Origin of the sequence: Roseibium sp., from assembly GCF_965229775.1 — a bacterium.
In the GTDB taxonomy this organism is placed as follows: domain Bacteria; phylum Pseudomonadota; class Alphaproteobacteria; order Rhizobiales; family Stappiaceae; genus Roseibium.
Window position 1 is genome coordinate 6,379,805 of sequence record NZ_OZ245929.1, and the last position, 13,730, is coordinate 6,393,534.

Annotated in this window: 8 protein-coding genes; 7 read left to right on the plus strand and 1 reads right to left on the minus strand. The window is 62.4% G+C overall.

Annotated features, from left to right (window positions below; translation table 11 throughout):
- Positions 1-148: 148 nt before the first annotated feature.
- From betC to ACO07N_RS29090, 7 genes are all read left to right on the plus strand, one after another.
- The gene (gene betC / locus ACO07N_RS29060; RefSeq protein ID WP_421984337.1) at positions 149-1,666 is read left to right on the plus strand and encodes a choline-sulfatase; all 1,518 of its coding nucleotides are present in this window, start codon (positions 149-151) and stop codon (positions 1,664-1,666) included.
- 79 nt (positions 1,667-1,745) lie between these two features.
- Positions 1,746-2,651 carry an HNH endonuclease gene (locus ACO07N_RS29065; RefSeq protein WP_421984338.1) on the plus strand — a complete coding sequence of 302 codons (906 nt, stop codon included), beginning with the start codon at positions 1,746-1,748 and terminating at the stop codon, positions 2,649-2,651.
- A gap of 199 nt (positions 2,652-2,850) precedes the next feature.
- Entirely contained in the window at positions 2,851-4,383 is a 1,533-nt protein-coding gene (locus tag ACO07N_RS29070; protein WP_421984339.1) for a diguanylate cyclase domain-containing protein, read from the plus strand.
- Between the two features lie 399 nt (positions 4,384-4,782).
- Positions 4,783-6,123, plus strand: a complete 1,341-nt coding sequence (locus ACO07N_RS29075; RefSeq protein WP_421984340.1) for a hypothetical protein — start codon at positions 4,783-4,785, stop codon at positions 6,121-6,123.
- Between the two features lie 45 nt (positions 6,124-6,168).
- On the plus strand, positions 6,169-8,151 hold the full coding sequence (locus ACO07N_RS29080; RefSeq protein ID WP_421984341.1) for a TIGR02594 family protein: 1,983 nt from the start codon (positions 6,169-6,171) through the stop codon (positions 8,149-8,151).
- A gap of 175 nt (positions 8,152-8,326) precedes the next feature.
- Positions 8,327-11,449, plus strand: a complete 3,123-nt coding sequence (gene uvrB / locus ACO07N_RS29085; RefSeq protein ID WP_421984342.1) for an excinuclease ABC subunit UvrB — start codon at positions 8,327-8,329, stop codon at positions 11,447-11,449.
- Between the two features lie 265 nt (positions 11,450-11,714).
- A complete protein-coding gene (locus ACO07N_RS29090) occupies positions 11,715-12,002 on the plus strand; it encodes a GIY-YIG nuclease family protein (protein ID WP_421984343.1) in 288 nt (95 codons plus the stop codon).
- Positions 12,003-12,392: 390 nt separating this feature from the next.
- Here ACO07N_RS29090 and ACO07N_RS29095 read toward each other — a convergent pair whose 3' ends face one another.
- Positions 12,393-13,703, minus strand: a complete 1,311-nt coding sequence (locus tag ACO07N_RS29095; RefSeq protein ID WP_421984344.1) for an adenylate/guanylate cyclase domain-containing protein — start codon at positions 13,701-13,703, stop codon at positions 12,393-12,395.
- Between the last annotated feature and the right edge of the window lie 27 nt (positions 13,704-13,730).

Genomic DNA, 13,730 nt, shown 5'->3' on the forward strand with positions numbered 1-13,730 from the left:
GATTTCACCCACTTACAGGTTGGAGCGCACTCCAGGTCAAGACCCGGATGTCGGAATTCGGCAACAAACATCCGCGTTTTTGATTGATCGCCCAATCAAGAAAAAGCTACGCTTCCGCCAGTTACAGATCCGGCCACGGGGAAATGCCATGACGTCTCGCAAGAACATCCTGATCCTGATGGTAGATCAGCTGAACGGCACCCTGTTTCCCGACGGCCCGGCCGAATTCCTGCACGCCCCCAACCTGAAGAAACTTGCCGAGCGCTCGGTGCGGTTCCAGAACACCTATACGGCATCGCCGCTCTGTGCCCCGGGCCGGGCAAGTTTCATGTCCGGTCAATTGCCGCGCCGGACCGGTGTTTATGACAACGCGGCCGAGTTCGCATCCGACATCCCGACTTACGCCCATCACCTGCGCCGGGCCGGTTACACGACGTGCCTTTCGGGCAAGATGCATTTCGTCGGCCCGGACCAGATGCACGGCTTCGAGGAGCGCCTGACCACGGACATCTATCCCGCCGATTTCGGCTGGACGCCGGATTACCGCAAACCGGGTGAGCGCATCGACTGGTGGTATCACAACATGGGATCGGTGACCGGTGCGGGTGTCGCCGAGATCTCCAACCAGATGGAATATGACGACGACGTCGCCTTCCAGGCCATCCGCAAGATCTACGACTACGGACGCGGCAAATACGATCGCCCCTTCTGCCTCACCGTGAGCTTCACCCATCCGCACGATCCCTATGTCGCCCGCAAGAAATACTGGGACCTTTATGCAGACTGCGCGTACCTGGCGCCGCAGGTCCCCGCGAAGGCCTACGAGGAGCACGACCCGCATTCGCAGCGCATCTTCGATGCCAATGACTGGCGCAGTTTCGATATCGGCGAAGACGACATCCGCAGGTCGCGGCGCGCCTATTTCGCCAACATCTCCTATCTCGACGACAAGATCGGCGAGATCCTCCACGCCCTGGAGGCCATGCATTTGGCCGACGACACGACCATCCTGTTCGTGTCCGACCACGGCGACATGCTCGGCGAGCGCGGGCTCTGGTTCAAGATGACCTTTTTTGAAGGCTCCTCCTGTGTGCCCCTGATGGTCGCCGACGCGGATCTGACCGCCGCCCGCATCACCGCGCCGGTGAGCACGCTCGATGTGCTGCCGACCCTGTGCGATCTCGCCGGTATCGACATGAGCGAGATCATGCCCTGGACGGACGGCGAAAGCCTCGTGCCGCTGGCAGGCGGTTCGGACCGAACCTCGCCTGTCCTCATGGAGTATGCCGCGGAAGCCTCCTACGCGCCGCTGGTCGGCATCCGGGAAGGCGACTGGAAATACATTCACTGCGAGCTCGACCCGCCGCAGCTCTTCAACCTGGCAGACGATCCCTACGAGCTCACGAACCTTGCCGGTGATCGCGATTACGCGGACGCAAGCGCCCGTTTTGCCGATGCCGTCCGCGCCCGCTGGGACATGGCCGCCTACGACGCAGACGTGCGCCAGTCACAGGCCCGGCGCTGGATCGTCTACGAGGCCCTGCGCAACGGCGCCTATTTCCCCTGGGACTACCAGCCCCTTCAAAAGGCCTCCGAACGCTACATGCGCAACCACATGGACCTCAACGATGTCGAGGAAGGGCAGAGATTTCCGAGAGGGGAGTGATTAAAACCATCCTGGGTTGTATTTCTCGCGTTTAAATGAATACTAGACAGCCCCAGAAAGTAACACTGAAAAATCGCACATGTCGCAAGCAGTTTTCTATCACAATCCGGACAGCATCTACGACGACGATCCAGCCAGCAAATACCACTTTCCAAAATCATATCTATCAAGGGTGAAAAAAACGCTCGACGACTGGATTGTCTACTACGGGCCGATGGAACACGAAAAGGGAAGGTTCTACAGCGCGATTGCACGGACAAGTCACATTGAACCTGACCCGCGGAAAACTGATCATTACTATGTCTTCCTGAAAGACTATATCGATTTTGATCGCCCCCTCCACTATCGCGAAAATGGTGGGTACGAAAAGAAGCTATTCAAAGAGAACGGCCTACCGAATGGAGGGTACACACAGCAGTCTGTAAGGCATTTGGAATTCAATGAGTTTCGGGCAATAGTTGAAGCTGGTTTCTCTGAAGAAGACGAATGGCCAACGCGCACCGATTTCACGCCCGCAGGTGATCGTGAGCTTCCCGGCCTCGGTGAAGGTGCGCAGTCGCCGATTTCCGGAATGTTTGTTGAACGGCCAATTGTGCAGCAAATCGTGAACCGCCCCTTTCGCGAGGCGAAATTCCGGCAACATATTCGACGGCTCTATGATCGCACATGCGCCTTTACAAGCCTCCGTTTGATTAACGGAAAAGGCAGACCCGAGGTGGAGGCCGCCCACATAATCCCGGTTGAATCTGGGGGCAACGATTCAGTCCAAAACGGAATTGCGCTGTCAGGCACCGTACACTGGATGTTTGATCGTGGCCTTCTGAGTCTGACGGACGACTATCAGATCCTCGCGTCACGACATCTGAACTACGATGTCTCCCATCTTCTCAACGCGGATATGAAGGCAATTGTGCCTGAAGAAAGATCAAAACGTCCGCATGCCGATTATCTATCCTGGCACAGAAGGGAAAGATTCAAAGCTTGACGGCTTTGAAACGTGGATGGCTGGAAGAAGCGCCACGAACGTCTACTTCTTCAAAATCTGTCCGGTCCTGCTCACCGTCCGTTAACCCAAACTGTCAAAACCCCGCCCGGCCTCCCGCTTGAAAACCTGATTTTCACCGGCCCCGTGCAACGCTTAGCCACTGAAGACAAGGTTTCGGCAGTGTGGGGGCATGCGCTTAATGAAACGGGACAAGACGACAAACGGCACAGCGCCGGCGGCAGCCGGAGAGGCAGCACAGAGCGTCAGGTTGCGCCATTTCGCTTATGCGTCGATTGCCCTGCTTCTGGCAGGCGGCGTCTTTGCCATGGTCTATCTCTTCATAAGCACCACCCACCGGGCGGACCAGCTGGCCCTGCGCCATGAACGCGCCCTGGTGACAGAGGCACTGGAACACAGTCTCGAACTGGAAGCCCGGCACCAGACCTTCATCGCCGTCAACGACAAGACGGCACGGGAAGTGCAGATCAATGACCGCATCGACGATGCGTTTGCCCACGAAATCGCCCGCCAGATGTGGCTCGACTTCCATCATGACTGGACCCTGATCGTGGACGGCCGCAACGAGGCCATCCTGGTGGCGGCGGAGGACGAGATCGTCCCGCCCGTCGCCGGCCGGGATGTTCTCGACGCCACCCGCGATCTCATCGCCAAGGCCCGCATCGGCTACCAGACCGTCCGCCGTCCCTCGGCCGACGGCTACAAGGTGAAATACGTCGAGAAGGGCGAACTTGCGCCGATCTACGCCACCGATGTGCGCGACGTGGACGGAAAACCGGCTCTTGTCAGCGCCATGGCCATCGTCCCGGAAACGGCGAGCCTGTCCCTGCCCGACGGCCCTCCGGGTGTGATCGTGTCGGTCGCCCTGATCGAGGAGGCATTTCTTGCCGAAATCGGCGAGACGCTGCTGCTGCAGGATTTCACCTATGTCGCCGGCAGCGACCATCACGCCGCCAGCGTGCCGGTTGCCGCGCACGGCCACCGGCCGATCGGCTATTTCGAGTGGACGAGCGCGGCGCCCGGCAGCAAGATCCGCAACACCATCGGCCCGATCGCCGTGCTTCTGGTCCTGATGTTCGTTGCCATCGGCATCGTGTTCGCGCGCAAACTCGCACAGAAGTCAAAGGCGCTGGAGGACAGCGAAACCCTCAACCGGCGCATGGCGACCCATGACCTGATGACCGGACTGGCCAACCGGCCGCGTTTCCACGCCGTCTTCGACCGCGCGATCGAGACCTGTCACGAGACCCCTTGCGCGGTCATGGCCATCGATCTCGACCGGTTCAAGGCGGTCAACGACACCTACGGTCACGAAGCGGGTGACATGGTCATCCGCCAGGTTGCCCACCGCCTGCGCAAGGTCCTGTCCGGCCATGCGCTGATTGCAAGAACCGGCGGCGACGAATTCATGGCCCTGCTGCGCGGCCCGGTCGACGACAACCGCATGCGCTGGCTTTCCGACAACCTGATCGAGGCCATCGCCCAGCCCATTCCCGTATCCGGCGGTCTGGCCCAGATCGGTGTCAGCATCGGCTGGGCATCGGCTCCCAAACATGCCGACACCGCCTCCCACCTCCTGGCGCTCGCCGACCAGGCGCTCTACTTCGCCAAGGAAAACGGGCGCAACATGTCGGTGTGCATCGAAGATCTCTACCGCCAGAACCCGGTGGTTCAAACCGACGGAAACGGCCGCGTGCAGCGTGCGGCCGGGTAAAAACCCGGTGCCGCAGACGGAGCATTCAAACAGGACGCCGCGCGGTTTGGACGATTCGGCGGAATCCTACCGGATCGGCAAGAGTGACAGGTTGCCGGCCCGTTGAACGCCGTTGTTGCGTGGAAGTGTCCACACATAATCTGACGGACGCAGCGGCAATCGGCATCAGTCCGCTCTCCGTAAATGCGGCTGGAAAAGACCGTTACTTCAGGAATTTATGCCCTCGCGCCTCCAACCTGGCGGCATCACCTGGCTGCACGCGCACCCGGGGCGGGCAAACCCGGCCCGCAAATGGTTAACAAACAATTGACAACATGAAGACGCTGTCGGGATAGTTGACCCAGTGACGTGTCCGCAACCGGGCGCGATGGTATTTCAGCGTATTTACGGAGTGGTCGTATGCTGACCCGCAGGAGTTCGCGTTCGCGCGGGCACCGGGATTTTTTGCGCCCGATTATCGGCATCTTCGCAGCGCTGCTCGTTGCGAGCTGCGGACCTGCGGGCACGAACTATCTCACGGAAGGCATCGGTTCCAACCTGGCGACATCGGAAGCCGACATTGCCACGACCAGCAACCTGCAGAACCGGTATTTTGCCTATCTCTGCCAGCAGGCGGGCCTCGCGGCCAGCGTGTCGTCCTACGCATCGAGCACATGCCATCTACACCCGATCAACGATCCCAAGTGGCTGATCGTCGTCGCGCAGGGCATGAACGACATCGACCGCCGCTGCGATGCCTATCTGCAGTGGCTGGACAATCAGAAACGCTCCAGGGGTCCGATCCAGAGCCAGATCGGATCGATCCGCGCGGCAACGACGGGCATCATGGGCGTCGCCGACGCCTCCGCGACCGCCCTGACGGTTGCCGGCCTCGCCTTTGACCTCATTTCCAAGAGTGTCGAGAATTACCACAGCCGCCTGCTGCTGGAGGTGGAATCCTCCACGGTCAACTCCATCGTGCTGAACACCCGCCGGAAATTCAGGGCGGACTTCCGGACCAACCGGATCCAGGTCACCGACAGGCCGCAGGCCGAATTCGTGCTGAGATCCTACCTGCGTCTTTGCCTGCCCTTCGCGATCGAGGCCAACATCAACAACTACTCGACGCTTGGCTCGAGCGGAATTGCACCGACGCCGGAAAACTCCATCAACTGGTCGCCCCAGAGCGGCCTGACCATCGGCGCCGCCGGCGGTGGCGTGGAGCGGACGTTCACCGCCCGTGCACCGGTCACGGTTGACCCCGGCCTGTCGGATGAACAGCGGATAAGCGGTGCCGTCACGCCCTGGGAAGAACAGATACAGGAAGCCGATCTGACAACGGTTCAGCAATTCCTTTGCATTTCGTCACCTGCCAACAACTTCGGCGACAGGACACGTGCCGGAATCCTGCTGTGGTCCCAGAGTTCCTTCCGAGATGGTGACATCAGCACCGAATTGAACCGCCGGAGCGGACCGGCTATTCTTGACCAGGCGAGAAACAACGCCTGTAACACGTCGAACTACAAGAATTACTACGAACGCTTCCGCTTCGCCGACGACGCGGCAGCCGAAGCGACCTTCGTGCAGAAGGTGCTTGAGATGTCCGGGTCGTCCGATACCAGTAAAACCCGGATCAACGAGATCAGGGAATTGATTATTGCCCTGAAAGACTCGAACGCGTTTGAAAGCGTGGACCTGTCGATGACTGGCGTTTCGAAGGACGAAGTCACGCCGACGTTCTACAAACTGGTATCGGACTGACCCGACAAGCGTTTTTTCGATACGCACAGCGCCTGGGGAACTGCCATGTATCACAGGGCCAAGACAGGTGGAGGTGTCTTCCTCTATCCGAACGTGCCATCGGATCCTCTGACCATCGATGACAAGCTGCAACGTGTCGATCTCGTGCCGGATGTGCCATTGAAAGCCATCGAGGAAGACGACACCAAGACCTGGTTCAAGGTGGAAGCCGAGTTCACGGGCGGCGACGAGGAAGGCTGGGTCCGCGCGACGGACGTGGAACCGATTGATCCGCCGGAGCCCGAACCGCTGGATCCATGGTCCTTCGTCAAGAACTGCACGCTCGCCGCTCGGGTGATCAACAAGGCGGCCGAGGCGGACGGCTACGGCATCAACCGCGACTTCCTGATCGCCTACGCGCTTGCGCACACGGGCACGAAAACCGACTCCGTCCCGCAGAACACGGTCGAGACCGTGGACGGCGTCGAGCGCCACGGCCCCTTTGCGCTGACTGCGGCCGAGTGGAAGAGCTTTGTCGACAGTCCCTGGAATGAAGCGGGCTACATCGAGCGGGACATCGATGTGCCGGTGTTCCAGTGCTACGGCTTCGGCTACCGGACCTTCGAGGCGACGAAAGCGCTCAGCGAGCACTTTTCGACAGACGACACAACGGTCGCGAGCGGACCCTGGATGCCCACGACGATCGAGCTTTTCCTGTGCCTGGCCTGCGGCAAGGATCTGGCGGTCGCCTATATCGACAAGCTGGAGAGCGCACCGGATACCAAGTTCATCCCGATGCTGACGGCCGCGAACGCGGCCGAGGCACCTTCCATTTTGAAGCGCTACCGGAAATTCTTCGGCACGGAGGCAGACGATCACTCGCTGAAGGAAGTCGACGACAAGATCTTCGCCGTTTTCGATGCCGCCCTGAAACGCTCCTTCACGCTCGTCCGCGAACTGACGCCGGAAGACCTCATCTACATGACGGTCGACAAGCTGCCCTGGTACGTCAAGGCACGTGAGGAAATGGTGAAAGGCGTCAAGGAGACCGGAGCCCCGCCGAACCCGGATGTCCTGAAATACTTCAAGGCGACAGACTATTCGACCACCCGCGAAGACCCCTGGTGCGGCGCGTTTGTCGCCTGGTGCCTCGCCAATTCGGGATCGGACATTGCGGCGAAATCCGTGGTCAAGGCAACGGCGGCGCGGGCGGCCAGCTGGAAGACCTGGGGCGATGTCGAAGTCCCGGTGGGCGCCTGGGAAAAGGCGGCCATCCCGGTGGGCTCCGTCGTCGTGCTCAGGCCGAGAAGCGGCACGACCGACTCGTCCGGCCATGTCGGTTTCTTCGTCGAAGCCGATGGCGACAAGGTCTCCCTGCTCGGCGGCAACCAGAGCGACAGCGTCAAGGTGTCAAAGTTCGACAAGCGCCAGGTCGTGGCGATCCGGATGCTGCTGGGCTTCGATGCGGAACCGTCCCAAAGCAGCGGTCCCGGCACCGAGGACCCGAATTTCGGCGACGGCACGCTCGGGCCCTTCACCAAGGCCGACTGGAGCATGTACACCGACGTTCTGGGTCTGCGCGAATCCACCAACAACTACGCGGCGGTCAACTCGATCGGGTTTTCCGGGCGCTGGCAGTTCGGCGCGCTGGCACTGATCGATGGCGACTACGTCAGGAGCGGCGCGACCACACGACTGCTCGCCGAGAACCGCTGGTGGCTCGGCAAGAAGGGCGTGGCCACGCGTCTCGACTGGCTGGAAAACAAGAACAGCTGCCAGGACCTGGAAATGATCGCCTACACGCGCAGGAACTACCGCAGTCTCCTGAACAACCGCGAAACCAAAAAGGTGATGGAAACCCTGATCGACAACGCGGACAAGGCTTCCCTGGCCGGCATTCTGGCCGCATCCCACCTGCTCGGTGCGGGTGGTGCACGCAAGATGCTGAAAGGGGTCGACGGTTCCGATGCCAACGGCGTCAAGGGCAGCCAGTATTTCGCGCTCCTGTCCAATGCCTTCGGCGGCGGCTCCACACCTCCGCGGATCTGACAGGTCTCGTTTGGAAAACCGGCGCAGTAGGCCTCCAGATGTGTCCTGGCCGGTGCCGCCGCTTGCACGCTCCTGACACCCTTGTGTCAGGAGACTGACAGGAAGTCCTGAAAACCCGTCCGAAGTGACCGCCGCCCCCCTTTCCACGCGCGTGGAACCGGACCATATTGCAGCCATGCAGAAGCGTTCCCCCAAATCCCGTTCCGAAGACACTGCCACGCCCGAAGGCTTCGGCGAAGCGCCGCAGAAACCTCTGTCCGGTGCACCGCTCTCCGGCTCCATCAGCGACTGGGCCGCCGAGATTGCCGAAGAGGCCGACAAGCCGGCACCGAAAGCAAAATCGAAGATCAAGGACCCGGCTGCGCCACAGGACCTGGCCCCCGGCGCCCCAGGCACGATCAGCCGCACCGCACGCACCTCATCGCGCGAGCGCGAGCGTGCAGGCGGCGACGGCGCGGTCGCAAAGGATGTTCAGGAAGGCCGCAAGGCGAAGCTGTCGCCCAAGGGCGCGAAGGCCAAGGGGAAGTATCCGGAGCAGAGCGAAGGCAAGCGCGAACGCGCGCCGGCCGGTCAGGCCGCCCCCGCGGAGGCCAGTGCGAAAGCACGACGGGCCGTGAGCGAAAAAAAGCCAAAGCCCACTAAATCCGCCCGTGGCACCTCCATAGGAAAAGCCGACAGTGCCCGGGAAAGGGCCGCCGGCGGACTGAACCCGGTGGCCGGTCTGGACATGTCACTGGAGGAGGCCGAGCAGCTCGAGGAAAAGCTCAAGCAGCACAAGAAGGACAACAAGAAGAAGTCGGCGGCGGACGGCCGCTACGGCGATCTCGGCGGCAACCAGGGCGCAACCGCAACCGTGGAAGCGCTGTCGGCGCTGATCGAATCCGGCAACCCGTTGCACAAGAACGGCGAATTGTGGGTGCCGCACCGGCCGGACCGTCCGGCCAAGTCCGAGGGCGGCGTCGAGATCGTCCTGAAATCGGAATATGAGCCCCGGGGCGACCAGCCGACCGCGATTGCCGAACTGGTCGAGGGCATGGAGACCGGCGAGCAGACCCAGGTGCTGCTCGGCGTCACCGGATCGGGCAAGACCTACACCATGGCGCAGGTGATTTCCCGCACCCAGCGCCCGGCGCTCGTCCTCGCGCCCAACAAGACCCTCGCCGCCCAGCTCTACGGCGAGTTCAAGGCCTTCTTTCCGGACAACGCGGTCGAGTATTTCGTCTCCTACTACGACTACTATCAGCCGGAAGCCTATGTCCCGCGCACGGACACCTATATCGAGAAGGAAAGCTCGATCAACGAGCAGATCGACCGGATGCGCCACTCGGCCACCCGTGCCCTGCTGGAACGCGACGACGTCATCATCGTCGCCTCCGTGTCCTGCATCTACGGTATCGGTTCGGTCGAGACCTACACGGCGATGACCTTCGCCATCGAGGTCGGTGAGCGCATCGACCAGCGCCAGCTCATCGCGGACCTCGTCGCGCTGCAGTACAAGCGCAACGATGCCGCCTTCCAGCGCGGCGCCTTCCGCGTGCGCGGCGACACGATCGAGCTGTTCCCGGCCCACTACGAGGACCGCGCGTGGCGCATTTCCCTGTTCGGCGACGAGATCGAGTCGATCACCGAGTTCGACCCGCTCACCGGCAGGAAGTCGGGCGAGCTGAAAAGCGTCAAGATCTACGCCAACTCGCACTATGTCACGCCCAAGCCGACGCTGAACCAGGCGATCAAGTCGATCAAGGAAGAACTCAAGCACCGCCTGGAGGAGCTGAACACCCATGGCCGCCTGCTAGAAGCCCAGCGCCTGGAACAGCGCACCATGTTCGACCTGGAAATGCTGGAGGCGACCGGCTCCTGCGCGGGCATCGAGAACTATTCGCGCTACCTGACGGGCCGCAAGCCGGGCGAACCGCCCCCCACCCTGTTCGAATACCTGCCCGACAATGCCATCGTCTTCGCCGACGAAAGCCACGTCACCATTCCGCAGATCGGCGCCATGTACAGGGGCGACTTCCGCCGCAAGGCGACGCTGGCCGAATATGGCTTCCGCCTGCCATCCTGCATGGACAACCGGCCGCTGCGCTTCGAGGAATGGAACGCCATGCGGCCGCAGTCGGTCGCCGTTTCGGCGACGCCCGGCTCCTGGGAGATGGAACAGTCCGGCGGTGTCTTCGCCGAACAGGTGATCCGGCCGACGGGCCTCGTCGATCCGGTGATCGACATCCGCCCGGCCTCCACCCAGGTGGACGATCTCCTCGGCGAGGTGCGCGAGGTCGCCCAGAAGGGCTACCGCACGCTGGTCACCACGCTGACCAAGCGCATGGCCGAGGACCTGACCGAATATCTCCACGAAAACGGCGTGCGCGTGCGCTACATGCACTCCGACATCGACACGCTGGAGCGGATCGAAATCATCCGCGACCTGCGCCTCGGCGCCTTCGACGTGCTGGTCGGCATCAACCTCCTGCGCGAAGGTCTCGACATTCCCGAATGCGCGCTTGTCGCCATTCTGGACGCGGACAAGGAAGGCTTCCTCAGGTCAGAAACCTCGCTGATCCAGACCATCGGCCGCGCGGCCCGCAATGTCGACGGCAAGGTGATCCTCTACGCCGACAACATGACCGGCTCGATGGAGCGGGCGATCGCGGAGACCACCCGCCGCCGCGAAAAACAGCTCGGCTACAATGAAGAGCACGGCATCACGCCCGAAAGCGTCAAACGCAACATCGCCGACATTCTCGACAGCGTCTACGAGCAGGACCACGTCACGGTGGACGCCGGTTTTGCCGAGGAAGGCTCGCTGGTCGGCCACAACCTCGCCGCCCATATCGAGGACCTGGAAAAGCAGATGCGCGACGCCGCCGCCGATCTCGACTTCGAGACGGCCGCCCGCCTGCGCGACGAGATCAAGCGCCTGCAGGAGACCGAGCTCGCGGTGGCCGACGACGCCATGGCCCGCCAGTCCGACGTCGACGACCGCACCGGCGGCTTCCGCGGCGACCGCAAGTTCGGCGCCGGCGGCACCAAGGAAGGCGCCAGCGGCAAGAAAAAGGAAACCGCCCGGGACCGCGCCCGCGCCGCCAAACAGAAATCCGCCCTCCCTTCGCCCAGCGCCAAGGTCCGCAAGAACACCCTCGACGAAATGACCGTCGGCCGCACCGAAGTCCCCTTGGGCTCCGACGACCCGGTCAAACCCGTCCGCCGCGGCAAGATCGGCGTCGGGTCCTACGAGGACCCGGCGGAGGAAAAGAAACGGAGAGGCAGACCGAAGAAGAGCGGGCGGCCGGGGCGGTAGCCGTTCCGGGCACTCCGGAAACGAGTGGATCCCCGATCAAGTCGGGGATGACCGCGGAGTTTGACGTTCACCCTGTCTAGGCAATCCCCCCCGTCATTCCAGACAAGCGCAGCGGAGCTGCGCGCTGATCCGGGATCCAGATATCATCGCGAGCGCAGCGAGCTCTATAAACTCGAAAACGAGCTGTTCGATAGCTGGGAACTTCAATTCCAGAATGTGGTCATCCCCGACTTGATCGGGGATCCAATCCACGCAACAACTGGCTATGGCGTTTTACGTCTACATGCTCGCCAGCCGCCGGCACGGAACGCTTTACACCGGCGTCACCAATGACCTGGCGCGACGGGTTTACGAACACAGGGAGAAGGCCGGAAGCGCGTTCACCCGGCGATACGGAGTGACCCGGCTGGTTTACTACGAGACCTGCGACACGCCCGACGCAGCCATCGCCCGCGAGAAACGTCTGAAGCGCTGGCCTCGCGCCTGGAAGGTGCAGGCGATTGAGAAACACAATCCGGATTGGTGCGATCTTTATGAAGATCTGAACCGGTAGTCTTCTGACCGCGGTTGGCTTTGGTGGATCCCCGATCAAGTCGGGGATGACTGCTGAGGTGAGTTGAGAGGCTGCCTCACCGCGCCCCCCCGTCATTCCGGACAAGCGCAGCAAAGCTGCGCGCTGATCCGGAACCCAGATGTCAGCGCGAGCGCAGCGAGCTCAAAACCAATTGCGTACGGTTGGGTCGTGAAAGACGCGCCCTTGGCGCGAAAAACTTCTGGATTCCGGATCGGCGTTCAGCTGTGCTTAACTTGTCCGGAATGACGGCCGTGGTTGCGCTCACGCCCCAACGACAAACGCCGTCCCGGACCCGATCCGGGACCGCCTGCAATCGAGGCAAACAGGCCCCGGCTCAGGGTCGGGGCAGCACGGAGCGTGGGGCGGTCCTCAACCCGGTGCAAACACGTCCACCTTGCCGGCAAGCCCCTTCAACTCCTGCCCGTCGAAGCGTTCCAGCCCGGCACCGGCGTGTCCGGCCACCGCTGCATCCATCAGCACCGCCCTGCCGAGCACCTTGCCGTGGGCCTCCAGCCGGGCGGCGCGGTTGACGGTGTCGCCGTAGACGGTGAAGGCCTGGCGGCTGGAGGAGCCGATGCTGCCCGAGGCGACCGTGCCGGCGGCAAGGCCGATGCGGATGGCAAAGCTGGAAGCCTGCGCTTCGCCGAGAAGCCCCTGGCTCGCGGCGATCGCTGCACTTTCCGGCGCGTTGCTGTCGATCGGCGTGCCGAAGGAGGCCATCAGGCCGTCGCCGGTGAACTGGATGACGACGCCGTCATGGCGGGAAATCACCTCGGCGCATCCGGCGAGAAACCCGTTGAGGTGGTCGATCACCTCGCCCGGCGCGCGGCTGGCGGCATAGGCGGTGAAGCCGGCGATATCCATCACCAGGATCGCCGCGTGCCGTTCCTGCGGGGTGAGTGCGTTCGGATCGTCGATCAGGCGGCGGGCGACCGCTTCGGGCACGTAACGCCCGAGCGTTGCCGCGACCTGTTCCCGCTCCGCCTGCGCCCTCACCTGCGCCCGGAACACCCGCCTTGCCCGGACAACGGCAAGCGCCAGGATGCCCGTCGCGATGAACAGGAACCCGGTTTCCTCCACCCGGTTGCCGTTGCCGATGAAATCGGGCGACAGGAACACCTCGACATAGGCGTCGAAGCCGGCCCCCGGCGTGAGATCACCCCAGGAGAGCGTCCGTTCCATGCCGGACACGACGATCAGGAAGGCCGCCCACCAGCCGGCGACAACGGCCGCCCCCGTCCACAGGACCAGGCGCGGCGACAGCGACAGGGTCGCCATGGCAACCAGCGGAAACAGGTAGTAGATGCCGTAGGCGCGGAAGGCGAGGATCTGGGGCACGTCGCCGCTCCGGCTGATCGGGAAGAACGCGAAGGTCTTGCAGATCCCGATCGCGTCGACAAAATAGATCGCGTATTTCATCCACCAGCGGTCGAAGCGCGTGCCGATAAGGCTCGCATGGCCGATGCCGATTGCGGTGAACGCGCCTAGCCCGACAAAGATCCACGGATTGGGATAAAAACCGGTAAAAGCCCAGGTTCCGCCGACCCAAAGGAAGGCCGCACCGACAGCAATTGTCCGGCAGATGATCGCCAGCCGCAGCCCCCGCCGTTCCGCCTGTTCCAGGCGGTCTTCGCCGGGTTCGGGCGCTTTGGTCGGCTGTGCGGTTGCAGAAGAGGTCAACGGCAGGAGGTCCTTTGGCGGCAAACG